Consider the following 18,636-nt stretch of genomic DNA (forward strand, 5'->3'; position numbering starts at 1 on the left):
CGGACGGTGACCCGTTTATGAGCATGGGGTCAAGGCCGCGCCGCCGAAGCGCGTAAATGTTCTCCGCCGAGGAGGCTAGTCCAGTCCTGCTTGGCGTTGATCCCCAGCCCAGCTAAAGCCGGCGCGATGCTGCCCATTTTTCAGGCCATTCCCGCGCTCAAAGGCGCCTTGTCCGACCGCGAGACCGCCGTTCTCGTGGCCCCGCCCGGCGCGGGCAAGACCACGGCCGTTCCCTTGGCCCTGCTGGAGGAAGCGTGGGTCGGCGGCGGCAAGATCGTCATGCTGGAGCCCCGCCGGCTGGCCGCCCGGGCGGCCGCGTCGCGGATGGCCCAGACCCTGGGCGAGGCGGTCGGCGAGACCGTGGGTTTTCGCGTGCGGCTGCAGTCGAAGGTGTCGGCCAGAACCCGCGTCGAGGTGGTCACCGAGGGCGTCTTCACACGGATGATTCTCGACGATCCGGGCCTGGACGGCGTGTCGTGCGTGATCTTCGACGAGTTCCACGAGCGCAGCCTCGACGCCGACCTGGGCCTGGCCCTTGCCCGCGATTCTCAGGGCCTGCTGCGCGACGACCTGAAGATCCTGGTGATGTCGGCCACCCTGGACGGCGCCCGCGTCTCGGCCCTCTTGGCCGACGCGCCGGTCGTCGAGAGCGAGGGCCGGATGTTCCCGGTCGAGACCCGCTATCTGGGGCGCGACGACCGCCAGCGCCTTGAGGAGCGGGTGGGGCGCGCCGTCGAGCGGGCCCTGGCCGAGGAAAGCGGCTCCATTCTCGTCTTCCTGCCCGGCCAGGGCGAGATCCGTCGCGCCGAAAGCTGGCTGGCCGAGCGCCTGCGCCGCCCCGATGTCGACCTGGCGCCGCTCTATGGCGCGCTGGAGCCGGCCGAGCAGGACCGCGCCGTGCAGCCCGCGCCCGCCGGCCGCCGCAAGGTGGTGCTGGCCACCTCGATCGCCGAGACCAGCCTGACCATCGAGGGCGTGCGCGTCGTCATCGACGCGGGCCTCTCGCGCGTGCCGCGCTTCGATCCGTCCAGCGGCCTGACCCGGCTGGAGACCGTGCGGGTGGCCCGCGCCGCCGCCGACCAGCGCCGGGGTCGCGCCGGCCGAACCGAGCCCGGCGTCTGCTACCGCCTGTGGGACGAGCCGGAGACCCGATCGCTGCCCGCCTTCGCCCGGCCCGAGATCCTGGAGGCCGACCTGTCGCGCCTCGCCCTCGACCTCGCCCGCTGGGGCGCCAAGGACGCCGACGGCCTGGCCTTCCTCGACCCGCCGCCGCGCGCGGCCTTCACCGAGGCCCGGTCGCTGCTGAACCGGCTGCAGGCGCTGGACGCCAATGGCGGGCTGACCGCGCACGGCAAGGCGCTGTCGAACATGCCGCTGGCCCCGCGCCTGGCCCACATGGTCGCCCGCGCCGCCGCCAGCGGCCAGGCCCACCGCGCCGCCGAGATCGCCGCCGTGCTCAGCGAGCAGGGCCTGGGCGGCCGGGGCGTTGATCTGCGCGGCCGGCTGGAGGGCTTTGGCCGCGACCGCACGCCTCGCGCCCGTGACGCCCGCGCCCTGGCCGAGCGCTGGTCGCGGCAGGCCGGCAAGCCCAGCGGCGCCGAGCCGCTGGATGACGCCTTGCTGCTCGCCGAGGCCTATCCCGAGCGGGTGGCCCGCGCCCGCGGCAAGCCCGGCGAATACCAGCTGGCCAGCGGCCGCGGCGTCTATCTGGAGCCGACTGACGCCCTGGCCCGCGAGACCTGGCTGGCCGTCGGCGAACTGGGCGGGGGCGAGGCCCGCGACCGCATCCTGCTGGCCGCCCCCCTGGACGAAGAAGCCTTGCGCGCCGCCTTCGCCGACCGCCTGGTCGCCGAGGACCGCCTGGAGACCAGCGGCGGCGGCAAGCTGCGCGCCAAGCGCCTCTTGCGCCTGGGCAAGCTCGTCGTCGACGAGAAGATCATCGAAAAGCCCGACCCGGCCCTGATCGTCGGGGCCCTGGCCGACCAGGTGCGCAGCGACGGCCTCTCGGCGCTGAGGCTGGGCGAGCGGGGCAGGGGGCTGCTCGACCGCGTGGCCTTCCTGCGCGCCAACGACGGCGACGCCTGGCCGGACCTGTCGGAAGCGGCCCTGGTCGCGCGGCTGGACGAATGGCTCGAACCCCTGCTGGCCGGCCGCTCGTCATTGGCCAGCCTCGACGAGGCCACGCTGGAGGCGGCGATCAAGACCCTGATCCCGTGGGACATGCAGGGCCGCATCGAGGCCCAGGCCCCGGCCCGCTTCACCGCCCCCACCGGCTCGACCTTCGCCATCGACTATGGCGCGGAAGGCGGCCCGCGCGTCGAGGTGCGGGTGGGCGAGCTTTACGGCCTGGCCGAACACCCGTCGGTGGCCCACGGCAAGGTCCCCCTGACCCTGGCCCTCCTGTCGCCCGCCCACCGCCCGATCCAGATCACCAAGGACCTGCCGGGCTTCTGGAAAGGCTCCTGGCGCGAGGTGAAGGTCGAGATGAAGGGGCGTTATCCCCGGCACATCTGGCCGGACGACCCGGCCAGCGCGGCGCCGACGACGCGGGCGAAGCCGCGCGGCACTTAGCCGCTTAGGTCAAGCTTGCGAGACCACGCCTGCTGCGCGCTAAATCAACTTGAGGGGTGCGCTACAGGGAGGTGTTCATGCGCGCCGTTTTTGCTTCAGTGGCCGGCGTTCTGCTTTTGTCTTTCGGCTCGCTTTGTCATGCCGGCGCCTATTCCGACGGCATGTCGAAATGTCTGGTCCGGTCGGCGACTGCCGACGACAAGGCGAGTTTGGTCGTGTGGATGCTCGTCGCGATCAGTTCGCATCCCGCCGCTAAGCCTTATTCCCAGGTGACGCCAAAGCAACGCGCTGATGCGATGGTTGCCGCAGCTACTGTCCTGGACCGTCTTGTCCTGGTCGCGTGCCGACGAGAAGCGGTAGACGTGCTGAGGTACGAGGGGCCGAACGCCCTCGCCAACTCATTCGAGCTGCTCGGAAAAATCGCCACGCAGAGCTTGATGGTGGACCCCGGCGTTTCTCGAAATCTTGGCCTAGTAGGCGCCTACATCAACTCAGATGGATGGAGCGCGCTGGGCCAGGAGGCGGGACTGCCGGAAAACGGCTTGTCCATACGATAGTCGAGCCGATGCGAAGCCGGCAGAGACGCCCTCGACCCAAGCCTCCCCGCACACACGGTGCATGAGGATCCTCTGAAAGGGCGGAGGCCTGCTTCCCCGCCCGATCCAGATCATCAAGGATCTGCCGGGCTTCCTGAAAGGCTCTTGGCGGGAAGTGAGGGGGAGATGCAGGAGTTGTATGGCATCGCGCGCATCCGTCGTTGGCCCACGGCAAGGTCCCCGGATCCTAGTCCAAGCGGCGTAAGAAGACGCCACCGGCCTCAATGTAGCGCGGGGCGATTGGCTGGACAGTTGCTCGGCTGAACTGGTGGGGCGCAGTAAGGAGAAACTCGAGGCGCCATGTAGCTTTACGTGGCGCGGGGCGCTCATGCCATTTGCACGGGAATCATGGCCGCTGTGTTAGAAGTCCTCCAGAATAGGGGCGGGCCGAACCGATGGCGGAAATGACCGAGCAGGAACTCTTCCTGGCGCAGCTCTTCAACCCTAAAGCCATGGCAGTCTATGCGCGGGTGCAGGGCAAGCGCTTTGTGCATTACACATCTGCCCAGAATGGGCTGACGATCATCAAGAACGCCGAGATGTGGATGCGCCACGCCTCGGTGATGAACGACTTCATGGAGATCGAACATGGTGCGGAATGCCTGAAGGCCGCTTGGGACTCGCAGGCTGGTCAAGTGTTTAAGACTTGGCTCGCTGGCCTTTTTGATGGGTTTCTCGACCGTTTGGTCAACGAATACAACAATGGTCAGGAACACCTGAAGAACGAGACCTACTTGACGTCAGTTTCGGTGCATGAAGACGGTGCCGAGGACGCCTACGGCCGACTGTCGATGTGGCGTGCCTATGGAGCGACAACGGGCGTGGCCCTGGTCGTCAACCCGACCGCGTTCATGGGCGATAGTGAGGTGCTGGGTGCCTATTCCGCCCCGGTGATCTATCAAAACCATGGGGAGTTCGTGGCGTGGTACGCCGAGTGGACGGCAACTCTCATGGCTCAGGAGGCAATGCTCAAGGCGCTGGGGCCCGATGAGGTGTTCGCTTACCTTATCCATGCCTTCCGGCAGATCCTGCTGTGCACGAAGCACCCGGGCTTCTACGAAGAGCAGGAATGGCGCATCTATCATACGCCCGCCTTCGATGGTGGCCCGGACAAGGCGCTGGTTAAGAGCTTCGAGACCGTCCACGGTGTGCCTCAGCCGGTGATGAAGATACCGCTCAGACCTGAGGTCGGTGTGCCGGGCCTGGCAATTCGGGAATTGCTCGATCGGGTGATCATCGGACCGACCGAGCACGCCTATCCAATATATCTGGCCTTCAAGGACGCGCTGCAGGCGGCGGGGATCGAGGGCGCGGGTGCGAAGATCACCCGGTCGAACATTCCATTGCGGCAATAGCGGGGGGCAGTGGTTGCATGTGCGAGGGAAATGAGGCGGTGAGTGGCGGGGAGGTGTAGGGCAATCAACGCTCCCGCATCCTTGCCCCCCAACAACAAACCACCCCGCCAGCCTTGCGCTCCCCGACCCCCACGGTGCATGAGGAACCCTGACACGGCGAGGCCTCTGCTTCGCCGCCCGCGCTAACCGGCCTTCCGGCGACGGAGGGAGGACAAGAGACATGACCGAAGCTGCTTCCAAGACGATCAAGGGTCGCACCGGCGACTGGGAAATGGTGCTGGGCCTCGAGGTTCACGCCCAGGTGGCCAGCAAGTCCAAGCTGTTTTCGGGCGCCGCCGTCGGCTTCGGCGCCGGTCCCAACGAGCAGGTCAGCCTCGTGGACGCGGCCATGCCGGGCATGCTGCCGGTGCTGAACCGCTTCTGCGTCGAGCAGGCGGTGAAGACGGGCCTGGGCCTGAAGGCGCAGATCAATCTGAAGAGCCGCTTCGACCGCAAGAACTACTTCTATCCCGACTTGCCGCAGGGCTATCAGATCAGCCAGTTCGACCAGCCGATCGTCGGCGAGGGCGTGGTCGTGGTCGAGCGCGACGACGGCACGACCTTCGACGTGCGCATCGAGCGTCTGCATCTGGAGCAGGACGCCGGCAAGTCGCTGCACGACCAGGATCCGAACGCCACCTATGTCGACCTGAACCGTGCGGGCACGGCGCTGATGGAGATCGTCTCCAAGCCCGACATGCGCACCTCGGAAGAGGCCGCCGCCTACGTGAAGAAGCTGCGGACGATCCTCGTCTATCTGGGCACCTGCGACGGCGACATGGAGAAGGGCAACCTTCGCGCCGACGTCAACGTGTCGGTCTGCCGTCCGGGCGACTACGAGAAGTTCCGCGAGACCGGCAGCTTCAAGCACCTGGGCACGCGCTGCGAGATCAAGAACGTCAACTCGTATCGCTACATCCAGCAGGCCATCGAGTACGAAGCCCGTCGCCAGATCGAGATCCTGGAAGACGGCGGCACGATCGACCAAGAGACGCGCCTGTTCGACCCGAACAAGGGCGAGACCCGCTCGATGCGTTCGAAGGAAGAGGCGCACGACTACCGCTATTTCCCCGATCCGGACCTGCTGCCGCTGGTTCTGGACCCGGCCTGGGTGAAGGAGATCGAGACCACGCTGCCGGAACTGCCGGACGCCAAGAAGGCGCGCCTGCAGTCGGAGTACGGCCTCTCGGCCTATGACGCCGGCGTGCTGATCATCGACGCCGAGCGGGCCGACTACTTCGAGGCCGCCGCCAAGGGCCGCGACGCCAAGCTGGTGGCCAACTGGGTGACGAACGAGCTGCTGGCCAAGCTTTCGGCCGCCGGCACGGCGTTCCCGGACTCGCCGCTGCCCTCGTCGGACATCGCCCAGCTGGTCGAGCTGATCGAGAACGGCACGATTTCGTCGAAGATCGCCAAGGAGGTCTTCGAGCACATGTGGGCCGGCGAAGGCCGTCCCGCGCAGATCGTCGAGAAGCGCGGCCTGGTTCAGATCAACGACACCGGCGCCATCGAGGCGGCGATCGACGAGCTGATCGGGGCCAACCCCGACAAGGCCGCGGCGGTGAAGGAAAAGCCCCAGGCCATCGGCTGGTTCGTCGGCCAGGTCATGAAGGCCACCGGCGGCAAGGCCAACCCGGGCACGGTCAACGACCTGCTGAAGGCCAAGCTGGGTCTCTGAGGTTCGGTGCGTCCTTCGAGGCTCCCCTTCGGGTCGCGCCTCAGGATGAGGGACCTATTGCACTGACTTCCTCTTCCTGAGGCGCCCGCGCAGCGGGCCTCGAAGGACGCACAGACCAAAAGAAAAGGGCCCGTCGCGAAAGCGGCGGGCCCTTCTCTTTTCGGAGGGGACTCGAACTGGGACGCGCCTATTGCGGCGTGGTCGGGTCCTGAGCGGACGACGAGGCGGCCGGATCGCCCGTGTGCTTCTTGTGCTTCTTGGACCTCTGCTCGGGCTTGGCGGCGTCCTCGGCCGCCGGGGCGGTGGTGGTCGAGGTCTCGCCGGGGGCCGTGGCCGAGGTCGGCTCGCCCGCGCTGGCCGCGCTGTCGGCCTGCGGCGTGGTGCTGTCAGTGGTCGCGGGGGCGGTGGTCGAGGCCGACGGATCGGTCGTCGTGGTCGACGAGCCCCAGCTGCTGCTGCTGCTGGACGAAGGCGGAGGGGTCTGGGCGGAGGGATCGGCCGGGGCCTGCTGGGCCAGGGCCGAACCGGCGTAGCCGGCGGCGGCGAGGGCGAGGACGGCGGCGGAGATGCGCAAGCTCTTCATCGGTAAGCGCCTTCGTGTCTGCTGCGTCGGACTGTGACGCGAGGCTCACGCTGGCGGCGGCTTGCGGCCGAAATGACCCGACAATCGGGCTTTGCGGCCCGATGCATGGCGCACGCGCGGCGAGCGTGGCGCAAAAACGGCGCCCCAGGTGGTGTTCCCGGGGCGCCGCAAGACTTTTCAGATATCGACGAAATGCCGACGATCTAGTTGTTGATGATCTCGAAGATCAGGCCCGTGGCGATGGCGGCCAGCACGTAGTCGTTGCCGGCGCGGTACCAGTAGTAGCCGCGGGGCGGGTGACGCAGGTGGTAGCGGCCGTAGTCGTGCACGACGTAGCCGCCGCCGCGATAGTAGGGCGGCAGGTAGCCGCCGCGACGCCAGGCGTTGTAGCCCGGGCGATAGTCCGGACGGCCGTAATAGTGGGCCGGCGGAGCGCCGTAGTGCCAGCGGTCACGATAGTAGTAGCCGTTGTAGCGGCGGTCGTCCCAGCGGTCGTGGCGGTTGTCGCGGCGGTCGTCGCGACGATCCCAACGGCCGTCACGGCGGTCATCGCGGCGATCCCAGCGGTCGCCGCGGCGGTCGTCACGACGGTCCCAGCGGTCCTCGTGGTGGCCGCGGCCCTGGGCCGAGGCCTCGGTGGCGACGGCGGCCATCGGGCCGGCGACCGAGGCCACGGCGGCGATGGTGAGCAACAGACGTTTCATACTGACGTCTCCTTGTGGTCAGCGGTCGCCTGACGGCGGCCTAGTCCCTCGACCTTGGAAACAAGATTGATCCCCGGCGCCTGAACCGTCGCTGAACGGTCATGTCAGGATGGGTGTTGGCGTCGCGCGCGGGCGTGGCCATGTTCTGCGTCATCAAGACCGACATCAGGGAGTCGCGTGCATGACCAGCCCCATCGAGCTGCACTATTGGCCCACGCCCAACGGCTGGAAGATCTCCATCGCGCTGGAGGAGATGGGCCTGCCCTACGAGATGGTCCCGGTGAACATCGGCGCGGGCGAGCAGTTCAAGCCGGAGTTCCTGGCCATCAGCCCCAACAACCGCATGCCGGCCATCGTCGATCCGGACGGTCCGGACGGCCAGCCGATCTCGGTCTTCGAGTCCGGCGCCATCCTGCAGTACCTGGCCCGCAAGACCGGCCAGTTCTACGGGCAGGGCGAGCGCGACCGGGTGAACATCGACCAGTGGGTGATGTGGCAGATGGGCGGTCTGGGGCCCATGGCCGGCCAGACCCACCACTTCCGCCAGTACGCCGGGGCGATCATCGCCGATCAGCGCCAGCTGGCCTACGGCGCGATCCGCTACACCAACGAGACCCACCGCCTGTACGGGGTGCTGAACAAGCAGCTGGCGGGCAGGGATTTCGTCTGCGGCCAATTGTCCATCGCCGACTTCGCCATCTGGCCGTGGGTCGTGCCGTGGAAGAACCAGGGAATCCAGATCGAGGAGTTCCCGAACATCAAGGCGTGGTTCGAGCGACTGAATGCGCGCGAGGCCGTGCAAAAGGGCTTCAAGCTCGGGGCGGAACTGCGTTCCGGCGGCCTGCAAGCGTCTGGAAAAGCTGCCGAAGAGGCGCGCAAGGTTCTGTTCGGCCAGCGGGCGCGTTAACCACCCGTATACCCGTGTTTATCGGGTGTTACTTCAATGATCGAGGCGTGTTGTCGCGCCTCGATTCATGATCTCTGCGCGCTTAACTATATGTTCAGCGAGCAAGGTTTTCTCTGTGTTCATGGCCGAGCTGGACCACTGGGGATCAGCCGGAAGGACTGGGGAACTGAAGTGATGATGATGAGCATCGAACCGCCCGCCGTCGTGATGGGCCTGCCGCTGCCGACCGCTGAATCGACCGGCGACGAGCTGTTCCGCATGGGCATGCTGTATTCGACCGGCCAGGGCGGCGCGCCGCTGGACTACGTCTCGGCCCACATGCTGTTCAACCTGGCCGCCATGCGCGGTTCGGTCGAGGCCAAGGTCTATCGCAAGGAACTGTCGCAAGAGATGGCCAGCGAAGACGTCGCCGAAGCCCAGCGCCAGGCGCGCCAATGGCTGGCTCACGGCTGAACCACGGTTCAGCCGTCTCTACTCTCGGGCCGGACGCTCTCTGGATCCGGCCGTGACTTTCAAGGTCAGTTGCTGAAGCCGTTGATGGCGTAGCTGAAGCTGATCGGCAGCAGGTCTCGGAAGTACTGCTGCATGAACAGGCCCGTCTCCGCCGCCCCGCTGCGCGGCACGTAGACGATGTCGAAGCGGCGAAGCGGCACCAGGTCCGCGCCGCGCGGGTCGGTCAGACCCTTCAGAAGATCCGCCGTGCGCATCATGGCCCGACCGTCGGGGCCGCGCCGGATGATGATCACCTGGCTGCGCTTGGACGAGCTCTTGAACCCGCCGGCCTGGATCACGGCCCGCAGGGCGTCGCCGTCGCCGGCCATGTCGTAGACGCCGGGATTGCCGACCTCGCCGCCGACGAACACCTTCAGCGGCGCCGTCGCCTTGACCGCCACCTGCACCTGCGGACGCAGCAGCTGCTGGCCGTAGGCCTGGGTCAGCGAGGCTTCCAGTTCCTCGATCGTGCGGTCGGCGGCCATGACCGGTCCGACCAGCGGCAAAGCGACGCGGCCGTCGGGCTGCACCACCACCGACTTATTAAGCTCCGTGGCTGAAGGTACGGTCACCTCGAGCTCGTCGCCCGGATAGAAGCGGTAGGCGGGTTCGCTCTCGCTCCAGTCGGCGTAGCCGATGTTGGGGAACTGGCCGGTGGGCCGCGGGGCGGGCGTCAGCGGCTCGCCGTCGACGTGGCCGCAGGCCGAGAGGCTGGCGCTCGCGAGCGCCAGGGCCAGGGCGGTGGAGAGAGCGTTGCGCCGATCCATGCGACGGTTCTTACCAAACATAGGTAACCAAACCTTAAGCCCGGAAGCCCCAGGGTCATGTGGAAATTTGGACCCATTGGATTCGCATGTCGACGAGCGCCTGGACCAGCGTGCCGCACGACCCGCCGTCGCGACGCGACTGGGCGGCGCGGGCCCGCTATGCGCCGACCGATTTCATCACGCTGCTTTGGCGTGAGCGCTGGCTGATGCTGGGCGTGTTCCTGGTGATCCTGTTCCTGGGCGCGGCCTTCGCCTACACGCTGAAGAAGACCTACACCGCCAATTCCAGCCTCTTCGTGCGCCTTGGCCAGGAGTACGTCTACGAGCCGCGCGCCGGCGACGCCGCCCGCGGCGCGGTGCCCGACGTCGACCAGGTGATCCAGTCGGAAAGCGAGATCCTGGGCAGCGGCGAGCTGCGCGAGCGGGTGATCCGCAAGCTGGGCTTCGCCACCGTGTTCCCGGACGCCGCAGCCAAGTACGCCTCGGCCAATCCCGAGCAGAAGCGCAAGATGATCGCCCAGGGGCGCGACAGCGTCGGCCGCAGCCTGAAGATCGAGACCGCGCCCGACAACTCGATCATCCGCCTGTCGTTCCAGCACCAGGACCCGGAGACGGCCGAGAAGGTGCTGAACACGCTGCTGGAAGAGTACCTGATCTATCGCCGCAGCCTGCTGATCAACGACGACGACAAGGTGCTGGCCCGCCAGCGCGACACCTTCGAGCAGCGCCTGGCCGAGACCGACACCGCCTACCAGGCCTTCCTGCAGACCAACGACATCGGCGACTTCACCGCCCAGAAGACGGCCCTGACCCAGCTGCAGGCCCAGGTCGAGGCCCAGAAGTACTCGATCGACGCCCAACTGCAGGACCGCCAGGGCCGCCTGGCCGCCGTGCAGGCCGAGTTGGCCCGCACGCCGTCGGAGGCCGTGCTCTATCGCGATCAGGACATGTCGGCTTCGAGCAAGCTGGCGCAACTGAAGCTCGACCGCGAGGGCCTCTTGGCCCGCTACCTGCCGAACGCCCAGCCCGTGCGCGACATCGACGCCCAGATCGCCCAGCTGGAGCAGGGCGTGGCCAGTGGTCGCACCAACGGCGAGGGCGCGCGCCGCAGCGGTCCCAACCCGATCTGGCAGACCCTGCAGTCGACCCGCAACGACCTGACCGCCGAGGTCGCGGCCCTGCGCCAGTCGCAAGGCGCCTACGCCATGCAGGTGCAGGAAGTGAACGAGCGCCTGCTGCGCCTCTCGCAGCTGGAGCCGCAATTCAACCAGCTGACCCGCGACCGCGACGTGCTGTCAGCCAACGTCCGCGACTTCACGGTCAAGGAACAGCAGGACGAGGCCCAGCGGCAGATGTCGGCCGAGAGCAGCGACAACATCCGCATCGTCCAGCGCGCCGTCGCGCCGTCGCAGGGCAAGAGCCTGCAGAAGCCGGTGATGGTGCTGGCCCTGCTGTTCGCCGCCTTCACCGCCGCCTGCGCGGGCCTGGTGCGGATGCTGCTGCGCCCCGGCCTGCAGACGCCGGCCTCGGCCTCGCGCACCCTTGGCCTGCCGGTCTTGGCGACCGCCGGCGTCAAGCGCGCGGCCTAAGGTCCGAGTGGGCGATTTGGTCGCCTTTCGCGCGAACATGGTTAGGCATTAGTTTTAACGGTCTTCAACGCGCGGCGATTCGGGCGAATGGTGGATTTGAACGTGGAAATGGCGGAACTGTGGGGGGCGCTCGGCGCCCCCGCGGCCGGCCGTGCGCACGTCGTCCAGTTCGTGTCGGCGCGGCGCGGGGAGGGGACCTCGACGGCCGCCCGCGAGTTCGCCCGTTTCGCGTCCAAGCGCGCCGGCCGCCGGACCTGGCTGATCGATCTCGACCTGACCACCTCTCCGCAATACCAGGCCATCGCCGCCGACCCCGAACGCTACGGCCCGCTGGGCTCGGGCGCGGCGGCCAGCCCCGACGGCTCGATGTTCTTCACGGTGCAGCCGCCCGCGCCCCGGCCTGACGGCGGGGTCTGGCCGGACTCCAAGTACATCGCCGCCCACAGCGTCGGCGGTCCACGCTTCTGGGTCACCCGTTTCAAGCGCGAGGCCCTGCGCGGCCGCCAGAAGGCCCACATCCTGCCGGGGGTGGAGTACTGGGCCGCCCTGCGCCGCCACGCCGAGATCATCGTCGTCGACTGCCCGTCGGCCGACACCTCGCAGGCGGCCCTGACCATCGCCCAGCACATGGACCAGACCATCCTTGTGGTCAGCGCCCAGGAGGCTGACGTGCGGCCGCCGGGCCTGCTGCGCGACGCGCTGGCCTCGGCCGGCGGCCGCTGCGCCGGCGTGTTCTTCAATCAGGCCTCGGTGACGCCGCCGAGCTTCCTGCGGGCCATCCTGCCGTGACCTCGTCCTACGGCGGACCGGTCAGCGTCGCGCCGCCGAGGCTCCTGTTTCCCCAGATCGCCATCTTCACCGCCTCGGTGTTCCTGCTGCTGCTCTATAGCGGCGGCTGGGAGCTGCCGCTGGTGGGCGAGAACGCCGACGAGGCCGGATCGGCCATCCTGCGTGTCGCCTACCTGCCGGCCTATGCGGCGGGCTTTGGCCTGATCGCGCTGGATCCGCGCAACAGCCTCCGGGCCAGCGTGCGCCAGCCGTTCCTGTTCGCCCTGATCGGCATCGTTTGCCTGTCGACCTTCTGGTCGATCGCGCCGGACGTCACCACGCGCCGCGCCTTCGCGGTGACCTGCACGACGCTGGGTGGCGTGGCCCTGGCCGCGCGTTTCCGCTGGCGGGAGCTTGCCGAGGTGTTCGCCGCCACCTTCGCGGTGCTGATCATCGCCTCCTACGTGGTCTGCATCGCCGTGCCGCGCATCGGGGTGATGACCGAGCTGTTCCCCGGCGCCTGGCGAGGCCTGTGGCGCGAGAAGAACGGCCTGGGCGGCATGATGGCCTTCGGCTTCTGCATCGTCTCGGCCGCGGCCCTGCTGAACCCCAAGCGGGCCAAGCTCTGGTGGGGCTTCGCCGCGCTGGCGGTCGGCCTTGTGCTGATGTCGACCTCGAAGACCTCGCTGGTGTCGCTGATGCTGGGCGTGGCGGCCCTGGGCTTTGTCCTGATCGCCCGGCGCGGCCCGGCGGCCGGTACGGCGGCGACCTGGACGGCGGTGACGGGCGTGGTGCTGCTGGTCGCCTTCCTGGTGCTGGCTTCGGACGTGTTCTTCGCGATCCTGGGCAAGGACGCCACCCTGACGGGCCGCACCAAGATCTGGAGCGCGGCGCTGGTCGAGATCCAGGAGCGGCCGTGGCTGGGCTTCGGCTATCACGCCATCTGGGGCGACAAGAGCGGCTGGGGCCCCTTCGCCTGGATCAGCAAGAACGCCGGCTTCCAGGCCCAGCACGCCCACAATTCGTGGCTGGAGCAGTGGCTGGGCATGGGCCTGTTCGGCCTGGCCGCCTGGGGCCTGTTCTACATCCAGACCATGACGCTGGCCTTGATCGCCGTGTTCCGTGACCGGGGCGCGTTGCTCGCCTTCCCGTTCCTGGTCGTCTACAGCCTCGTGGCCCTGACCGAGAGCATCGCGGTGGCCTACAACGACTTCCGCTGGGTGCTGTTCGTGGCCCTGGCGGTGAAGCTGTCGTTCCCGGACCGAGAGCTGGAGCGGTAGAGGGGCTTTCTCCCTTCCTACCGTCATTCCCGCCCTTGTGGCGGGAACCCCTCTATCCGCCGCAAGTGCGGGTGAGGCGGCGTGCTGAGCACGCCGCTGGCGCTTCTCGTGCAAGCTGACCCAGGGTTTCCCGCCACAAGGGCGGGAATGACGGGAGAAGGCGGAGTATTGGTGGAAGCCCGGCCCTAAATCCGCGACCACATCGCCGGCCGCTCGGGCACGGCGCCCAGCCGGTCCAGGGTCGCCGAGCGCAGCGCGACGATGCCGCCTTCCAGGGCGCGCCAGGCTTTCATCCGCCCACTGACGACCACGCGCTCGTCCCAGGCGGCCGGGCCGGCCGAGACCACGTCCAGGCCGATCTGGCGGTAGACGCCGCGGGCGGCCGCGATCGCCCAGGCCGAGCGCACGGGCAGGTCGCGCAGGCCCCAGCGGGCCGAGGCGTAGTAGGGTTCGGCGGCTTCCACCAGGCGGCGGGCGAGGGCGGCGACGTCGGCGCGGCGGGCCGGGTCGGTCAGCTGCTCGACCGGCAGGTTCAGTTCGGCCAGCCAGGCGCGGGGCACGTAGACCCGGTCGTTGCGGGCGTCCTCGACGATGTCGCGGGCGATGTTGGTCAGCTGGAAGCCCAGGCCCAGGTCCTGGGCCCGGCGCAGGGTGGCCAGATCCGAGGCCGGCACGCCCATGACGATGGCCATCATCGCGCCGACGACGCCGGCCACGCCCCAGCAATAGGCCAGCAGGTCTTCCAGCGTCTCGTAGGTGCGGCCCTCGACGTCCATGGCGAAGCCGTCGATCAGGTCGAGCGCGTAGCGTTCGGGAATGCCGCGCCCCAGGGCGACGGCCTGGAAGGCGGCGAAGACGGGATCCGTCGGCGTCTCGCCCGCCAGGGCGCTGCGGGTCTGGGCGTAGAGCGCGGCGAGACGCGCGGGCGCGTCGGCCACCGGGCTCATGCCGTGGCCCAGGGTCTGGCCGTCGATGACGTCGTCGCAGTGCCGGCACCAGGCGTACAGCATCTCGGCGTCGGCGCGGGTCTGGGCGTCGAACAGGGCGGCGGCGGCCGCAAAGCTCTTGCTGCCCTTCTGGATCGCTTCCCGGCTCTGGGCCTCGATGTCCTGGGCTTCGAGCGCGCTCATTCGGCGACCGGGGCCTGAGTGGCGAAGTCGTCGATCATCAGCCCCGCGGTGGCCTTGGCGCTGCCGACCACGCCAGGGATGCCCGCGCCCGGATGGGTGCCGGCGCCGACGAAATAGAGGTTGGGGATCACGTCGTCGCGGTTGTGGGTGCGGAAGAAGGCGCTCTGGGTCAGGATCGGCTCCAGCGAGAAGGCCGCGCCCTTCCAGGCGTTGAGGTCCGTGACGAAGTCGTCGGGCGTGATGAAGCGGCTGGTGACCAGATCGGCGGTCAGGCCCGGGATGTAGTGCTTTTCCAGATAGGCCAGGATGCGGTCGCGGTACTTGGGCCCCTCGACCGACCAGTCGATGTCGGCCGTCTGCAGGTTGGGCACGGGCGACAGGGCGTAGAAGGTCGAGCAGCCTTCCGGCGCCATGGCCGGATCGCTGGCGGTCGGGTGGTGCAGATAGAGCGAGAAGTCCTCGGCCAGGCCGTTCTTGCCGTAGATCTCGCCGATCAGCTCCCGATAGCGGTTGCCGAAGCAGATGGTGTGGTGGCGGATCTCGGGGTGCTGGGTCTTGAGGCCGAAATAGACCACGAACAGCGACGGGCTCCAGCGCTTGCTCTCCAGCGCCTTGCCGACCTTCTGGCCGCGCGGCTCCTCGCGCAGCAGGTGGCGGTAGGTGTGCATGACGTCGGCGTTGGAGGCGACGGTGTCGAAGGCCTCGAACCCTTCCTTGGTGACCACGCCCGTCACCCGGCCCTCGCGCACGGCGATGCGCTCGACGGGGTGGGAGAGGCGCAGCTTGCCGCCCAGGTCTTCGAACAGCTTGGCCAGCGCCCGCACCAGGGCGTGGGTGCCGCCGCGCGGGAACCACACGCCGCCCCGACGCTCCAGCGCGTGGATCAGGGCGTAGATCGACGAGGTGGCGAACGGGCTGCCGCCGACCAGCAGGCTGTGGAACGACAGGGCCTGGCGGACGTGGTCGTCCTTCACGAAGCCGGCGACCTTGTCATAGACGCTGCGCCAGGCCTGCAGCTTCATCAGCGACGGCGCCGCGGCGATCATGCTGCCGAAGTCGAGGAAGGGCACGGCGCCCAGCTCGACATAGCCCTTCTGGTACAGTTCCTCGGAATAGTCGTGGAAGCGGCGATAGCCCTCGACGTCGGCAGGGTTGCGGGCGGCGATCTGGCGATCCAGGCCCTCCTGGTCGTTGACATAGTCGAAGACGTCGCCGTCTTCCCACAGCAGGCGGTAGAATGGATCGACCGGCAGAAGGTCGACATAGTCCTCGATGCGCTTGCCCGACAGCTCGAACAGCTCCTTGAGGCAATCGGGATCGGTCACGACGGTGGGGCCGGCGTCGAAGGTGAAGCCTTCCTGCTCCCAGACGTAAGCCCGCCCGCCGGGCTTCTCGCGGCCTTCGAAGAGGGTGACGTCGAAGCCCTGCGACTGCAGGCGCACCGCCAGCGACAGGCCGCCGAAGCCGGCGCCGATGACGGCCGCCTTGGGGCGGGGCGGGACCGGGGCGTGGGCGTTCATGCGTCTTGTCCTCCGAACACGGAACTCTCGCTTATGCACTTCATGGCCGCCGGTATCGGCACCGGCGGCTTGCCGATCAGCACCCGCGCCTTGTCGCGCCAGGTCAGGCGCGCCGCATAGAAGCGTTGGATCAGCGGGACCGACAAGCGGTAGAACCGCTCCAGCACCCGATAGCGCTCTTCCGGCGCGCAGGCGCGGAACAGCATGCGGTTGAGCAGACGCAGGAAGCGCCGCTTGCGCCAGGTCGCCTTGGAATGGGCCTCGACGCAGGCGCGGACGCTGGCGCTGGTGATGCGGGGCAGGGCGGCGATCTTGTCGGCCAGCCGGGCGGCGTCGGGCAGGGAATAGCCGGTGGTCGGCTGGAAGAGGGCGGCGCGCAGGCCGACCTCGGCCACCTGCGGCCGGGCTTCCCGCCAGTAGGCGTCGATGTCGCCGCCAAGGGCGATCGGCAGCACGCCGTGCTCCTCGCGCTCGACCGCCTCGATCGTCCAGCCCTGGCCGCGCGCGTAGTCGGCGATGGCGGCGCTGAGCGAGGCCCGGTCCAGGCCCGGACCGTCGCTGTAGCGGGTGTCCTCGATCAGCAGGCGGTGGGCGTCCAGCGGCAGGACGTAGACGAAGCGGTAGCCGTCGGTCTGAGACACCGTGGCGTCCATGATGATCGGCGCCGAAAGGCCGTGGGGCGTGGAAAGGCGCAGGTCCTGGCCGACGAACTTCTGCCAGCCCAGCGCCAGGCGCTTGCTGCGCCGCGCGCCGCGTCCGTCGATCACCGCGCCCGCGACGATGCGGCGGCCGTCGGCCAGGGTCACCTGGTGCGGATTGACGTCGACCACGGCGACGCTGGTCCAGGCGTCGGCGCCGAGGACGCGGGTCGCCACCTCGTGCAGGCGCTTCGAGGTGATGGCCAGATAGGGCGTGGGCAGGCGGCGGCTGTGGGCGGGAAAGCGCACCTCGTAGCCGGTCCAGCGATGCACGATCAGCGGCCGCAGCCAGCCGCCGATGGCCGCGTCGACATCGGTTTCGAAGTGGCACCAGGTGTGCTCGCCGCCGATGGTCGCCTCGCGCTCCAGCAACAGCACGCGCAGGCCCGGACGCAGCGCCTTGAGGCGCAGGGCGACCAGGCTGTTGGCCAGTCCGCCGCCCACCAGGACGACGTCGGCGCGAAGCGCGGCGGAAGCGGATTCCATCGTTCTGGCTCTAGCACGAAAGAACGACGCTCACGCCAGCGCTATGACGCAAACCTCGCGCCCGTTTGGGCGTTGCACGCCAGCGGGCGAGACGTTAGGGGAGCGCGCACAGGAGCGCCCCCATGACCCACGCCGCCGCCATCATCGACGGGAAGGCCTTCGCCGCCCGCCTGCGCCAGACCATCGCCGCCGAGGTCGCGGCCCTGAAGGCCGAGCACGGCCTGACGCCCGGCCTGGCCGTCGTGCTGGTGGGCGAGGATCCGGCCAGCCAGGTCTATGTGCGCAGCAAGGGCGAGCAGACCCTCGAGGCGGGCATGCACTCCGAGACCCATCGCCTGCCGGCGCAGACCAGCCAGGCCGAACTGCTGGCCCTGGTCGAGCGGCTGAACTCCGATCCGGCCGTGCACGGCGTGCTGGTGCAGTTCCCGGTGCCCGACCACATCAGCCAGGCCGCCGTGGTCGCCGCCATCTCGCCCGACAAGGACGTCGACGGCCTGACCGTGGCCAACGCAGGGCGTCTGGCCAGCGGTCTGCCGGCCCTGACGCCCTGCACGCCGACCGGCTGCATGATGCTGCTGCGCGACCAGCTGGGCGATCTGTCGGGCAAGCGCGCCGTGGTCATCGGTCGCTCGAACCTGATGGGCAAGCCGATGGCCCAGCTGCTGCTGGCCGCCGACTGCACCGTCACCATCGCCCACTCGCGCACCAAGGACCTGCCGGCCGTCGTGCGCGAAGCCGACATCGTCGTGGCCGCCGTCGGCCGTCCGCAGATGGTCAAGGCCGACTGGGTCAAGCCCGGCGCGGTGGTCATCGACGTCGGCATCAACCGCATTCCCAAGGACGATGGCAAGACGCGCTTGGTGGGCGACGTGGCCTTCGACGAGGTCAAGGCCGTCGCCAGCGCCATCACCCCGGTGCCGGGCGGCGTCGGTCCCATGACCATCGCCTGCCTGCTGGCCAACACCGTCCTGGCCGCCAAGCGCCTGAACGGCATCGGCGAGTAGACGAGGGGCCGCGCGGTGGGAGCGCTGCAGCGGACCGAGGCCACGCTTCGCTTCTTCGGCGACGACCTTGATCCGGCGGAGGTTTCCGAGCGTTTGGGCGCAAAGCCGACCGTCGGGGTGCGCAAGGGCGATAGCTGGCGAACCTCCCGCGGCGTGGAGAAGGTCGCACCGACCGGATCCTGGCGACTGGAAGCGCGAGCCGAGCGATCCGGAGACCTCGACGGCCAGATCAGCGAGCTTCTGGGCGCGCTGTCGCAGGACCTCGACGCCTGGCGGGCGCTCGTCGCGCGCTACAAGGCCGACGTGTTCTGCGGGTTGTTCCTGGCGAGCGGCAACGACGGGGTGGACCTGCGGCCCGAGACCCTGGCCGCGCTGGGTGAACGGGGGCTGCGACTGGACTTCGACATCTACGGCGTCGAGGCGTAGGGCTAGGTCCGAAACGAAGAAAGCCGGGGCGCGAGCCCCGGCT

General features: G+C 68.7%; 17 protein-coding genes. 11 read left to right on the top strand and 6 right to left on the bottom strand.

The annotated features are described in order from the left end of the window. Positions 1 to 126 precede the first annotated feature (126 nt). The 4 genes from hrpB (at position 127) to gatB (ending at position 6,239) form a co-directional block, all read left to right on the top strand. Positions 127 to 2,571, top strand: a complete 2,445-nt coding sequence (gene hrpB, locus G5B46_RS13720) for an ATP-dependent helicase HrpB (protein WP_165259436.1) — start codon at positions 127 to 129, stop codon at positions 2,569 to 2,571. 77 nt (positions 2,572 to 2,648) lie between these two features. Next, positions 2,649 to 3,128 carry a hypothetical protein gene (locus G5B46_RS13725; protein WP_165259438.1) on the top strand — a complete coding sequence of 160 codons (480 nt, stop codon included), beginning with the start codon at positions 2,649 to 2,651 and terminating at the stop codon, positions 3,126 to 3,128. A 443-nt stretch (positions 3,129 to 3,571) separates the two neighbouring features. Further along, entirely contained in the window at positions 3,572 to 4,522 is a 951-nt protein-coding gene (locus G5B46_RS13730; protein ID WP_165259440.1) for a DUF2971 domain-containing protein, read from the top strand. A 220-nt stretch (positions 4,523 to 4,742) separates the two neighbouring features. Continuing rightward, positions 4,743 to 6,239 (top strand): Asp-tRNA(Asn)/Glu-tRNA(Gln) amidotransferase subunit GatB, encoded by a 1,497-nt coding sequence (gatB, locus tag G5B46_RS13735; RefSeq protein WP_165259442.1) that lies wholly within the window; start codon positions 4,743 to 4,745, stop codon positions 6,237 to 6,239. A gap of 187 nt (positions 6,240 to 6,426) precedes the next feature. Here the strand turns inward: gatB and G5B46_RS13740 are convergent, their stop codons facing one another. Beyond that, entirely contained in the window at positions 6,427 to 6,822 is a 396-nt protein-coding gene (locus tag G5B46_RS13740; RefSeq protein WP_165259444.1) for a proteophosphoglycan 5, read from the bottom strand. Positions 6,823 to 7,025: 203 nt separating this feature from the next. After that, positions 7,026 to 7,526, bottom strand: coding sequence for an RcnB family protein (locus G5B46_RS13745; RefSeq protein WP_165259447.1), 501 nt, complete (start codon positions 7,524 to 7,526; stop codon positions 7,026 to 7,028). Between the two features lie 181 nt (positions 7,527 to 7,707). Here G5B46_RS13745 and G5B46_RS13750 point away from each other — a divergent pair, with 181 nt between their 5' ends. Together G5B46_RS13750 and G5B46_RS13755 are read left to right on the top strand one after the other, a co-directional pair. Further along, entirely contained in the window at positions 7,708 to 8,433 is a 726-nt protein-coding gene (locus tag G5B46_RS13750) for a glutathione S-transferase N-terminal domain-containing protein (RefSeq protein WP_165259449.1), read from the top strand. A 174-nt stretch (positions 8,434 to 8,607) separates the two neighbouring features. Then, positions 8,608 to 8,886, top strand: coding sequence for a sel1 repeat family protein (locus G5B46_RS13755; protein ID WP_165259451.1), 279 nt, complete (start codon positions 8,608 to 8,610; stop codon positions 8,884 to 8,886). A gap of 65 nt (positions 8,887 to 8,951) precedes the next feature. On the opposite strand, the gene G5B46_RS13760 is transcribed toward G5B46_RS13755, so the two are convergent. Further along, complete coding sequence (locus G5B46_RS13760; protein WP_165259453.1) at positions 8,952 to 9,692, bottom strand: polysaccharide biosynthesis/export family protein; 741 nt, start codon at positions 9,690 to 9,692, stop codon at positions 8,952 to 8,954. Between the two features lie 86 nt (positions 9,693 to 9,778). Between G5B46_RS13760 and G5B46_RS13765 the strand changes: the two genes are divergently transcribed. The 3 genes from G5B46_RS13765 (at position 9,779) to G5B46_RS13775 (ending at position 13,329) form a co-directional block, all read left to right on the top strand. Beyond that, complete coding sequence (locus G5B46_RS13765) at positions 9,779 to 11,281, top strand: GumC family protein (protein ID WP_165259455.1); 1,503 nt, start codon at positions 9,779 to 9,781, stop codon at positions 11,279 to 11,281. Positions 11,282 to 11,389: 108 nt separating this feature from the next. Beyond that, positions 11,390 to 12,070, top strand: coding sequence for a sugar kinase (locus G5B46_RS13770; RefSeq protein ID WP_240903485.1), 681 nt, complete (start codon positions 11,390 to 11,392; stop codon positions 12,068 to 12,070). Between the two features lie 44 nt (positions 12,071 to 12,114). Beyond that, complete coding sequence (locus tag G5B46_RS13775; protein WP_165259866.1) at positions 12,115 to 13,329, top strand: O-antigen ligase; 1,215 nt, start codon at positions 12,115 to 12,117, stop codon at positions 13,327 to 13,329. A 185-nt stretch (positions 13,330 to 13,514) separates the two neighbouring features. Here G5B46_RS13775 and G5B46_RS13780 read toward each other — a convergent pair whose 3' ends face one another. From G5B46_RS13780 to crtY, 3 genes are read right to left on the bottom strand one after another with little or no spacing between them, the layout of a single operon-like run. Then, positions 13,515 to 14,459 carry a phytoene/squalene synthase family protein gene (locus tag G5B46_RS13780; RefSeq protein ID WP_165259459.1) on the bottom strand — a complete coding sequence of 315 codons (945 nt, stop codon included), beginning with the start codon at positions 14,457 to 14,459 and terminating at the stop codon, positions 13,515 to 13,517. Continuing rightward, the gene (locus G5B46_RS13785) at positions 14,456 to 15,979 is read right to left on the bottom strand and encodes a phytoene desaturase (protein WP_165259461.1); all 1,524 of its coding nucleotides are present in this window, start codon (positions 15,977 to 15,979) and stop codon (positions 14,456 to 14,458) included. The genes G5B46_RS13780 and G5B46_RS13785 overlap by 4 nt, the downstream gene beginning before the upstream one ends. After that, positions 15,976 to 17,163 (bottom strand): lycopene beta-cyclase CrtY, encoded by a 1,188-nt coding sequence (gene crtY, locus G5B46_RS13790; protein WP_165259463.1) that lies wholly within the window; start codon positions 17,161 to 17,163, stop codon positions 15,976 to 15,978. The genes G5B46_RS13785 and crtY overlap by 4 nt, the downstream gene beginning before the upstream one ends. Positions 17,164 to 17,285: 122 nt before the next feature. On the opposite strand from crtY, the gene folD reads away from it, so the two are divergent. Both folD and G5B46_RS13800 read left to right on the top strand, forming a co-directional pair. After that, positions 17,286 to 18,167, top strand: a complete 882-nt coding sequence (folD, locus tag G5B46_RS13795; RefSeq protein ID WP_165259465.1) for a bifunctional methylenetetrahydrofolate dehydrogenase/methenyltetrahydrofolate cyclohydrolase FolD — start codon at positions 17,286 to 17,288, stop codon at positions 18,165 to 18,167. Positions 18,168 to 18,182: 15 nt separating this feature from the next. Continuing rightward, complete coding sequence (locus G5B46_RS13800; RefSeq protein WP_165259467.1) at positions 18,183 to 18,593, top strand: DUF4279 domain-containing protein; 411 nt, start codon at positions 18,183 to 18,185, stop codon at positions 18,591 to 18,593. The last annotated feature ends 43 nt before the right edge of the window (positions 18,594 to 18,636 follow it).

Source organism: Caulobacter sp. 602-2, from assembly GCF_011043625.1.
Lineage (GTDB): Bacteria > Pseudomonadota > Alphaproteobacteria > Caulobacterales > Caulobacteraceae > Caulobacter.

Coding starts and splice junctions, on each gene's coding strand:
- hrpB (WP_165259436.1), top strand. CDS start 127: ATGCTGCCCATTTTTCAGGCCATTCCCGCGCTCAAAGGCGCCTTGTCC.
- G5B46_RS13725 (WP_165259438.1), top strand. CDS start 2,649: ATGCGCGCCGTTTTTGCTTCAGTGGCCGGCGTTCTGCTTTTGTCTTTC.
- G5B46_RS13730 (WP_165259440.1), top strand. CDS start 3,572: ATGACCGAGCAGGAACTCTTCCTGGCGCAGCTCTTCAACCCTAAAGCC.
- gatB (WP_165259442.1), top strand. CDS start 4,743: ATGACCGAAGCTGCTTCCAAGACGATCAAGGGTCGCACCGGCGACTGG.
- G5B46_RS13740 (WP_165259444.1), bottom strand. CDS start 6,822: ATGAAGAGCTTGCGCATCTCCGCCGCCGTCCTCGCCCTCGCCGCCGCC.
- G5B46_RS13745 (WP_165259447.1), bottom strand. CDS start 7,526: ATGAAACGTCTGTTGCTCACCATCGCCGCCGTGGCCTCGGTCGCCGGC.
- G5B46_RS13750 (WP_165259449.1), top strand. CDS start 7,708: ATGACCAGCCCCATCGAGCTGCACTATTGGCCCACGCCCAACGGCTGG.
- G5B46_RS13755 (WP_165259451.1), top strand. CDS start 8,608: ATGATGATGAGCATCGAACCGCCCGCCGTCGTGATGGGCCTGCCGCTG.
- G5B46_RS13760 (WP_165259453.1), bottom strand. CDS start 9,692: ATGGATCGGCGCAACGCTCTCTCCACCGCCCTGGCCCTGGCGCTCGCG.
- G5B46_RS13765 (WP_165259455.1), top strand. CDS start 9,779: ATGTCGACGAGCGCCTGGACCAGCGTGCCGCACGACCCGCCGTCGCGA.
- G5B46_RS13770 (WP_240903485.1), top strand. CDS start 11,390: ATGGCGGAACTGTGGGGGGCGCTCGGCGCCCCCGCGGCCGGCCGTGCG.
- G5B46_RS13780 (WP_165259459.1), bottom strand. CDS start 14,459: ATGAGCGCGCTCGAAGCCCAGGACATCGAGGCCCAGAGCCGGGAAGCG.
- G5B46_RS13785 (WP_165259461.1), bottom strand. CDS start 15,979: ATGAACGCCCACGCCCCGGTCCCGCCCCGCCCCAAGGCGGCCGTCATC.
- crtY (WP_165259463.1), bottom strand. CDS start 17,163: ATGGAATCCGCTTCCGCCGCGCTTCGCGCCGACGTCGTCCTGGTGGGC.
- folD (WP_165259465.1), top strand. CDS start 17,286: ATGACCCACGCCGCCGCCATCATCGACGGGAAGGCCTTCGCCGCCCGC.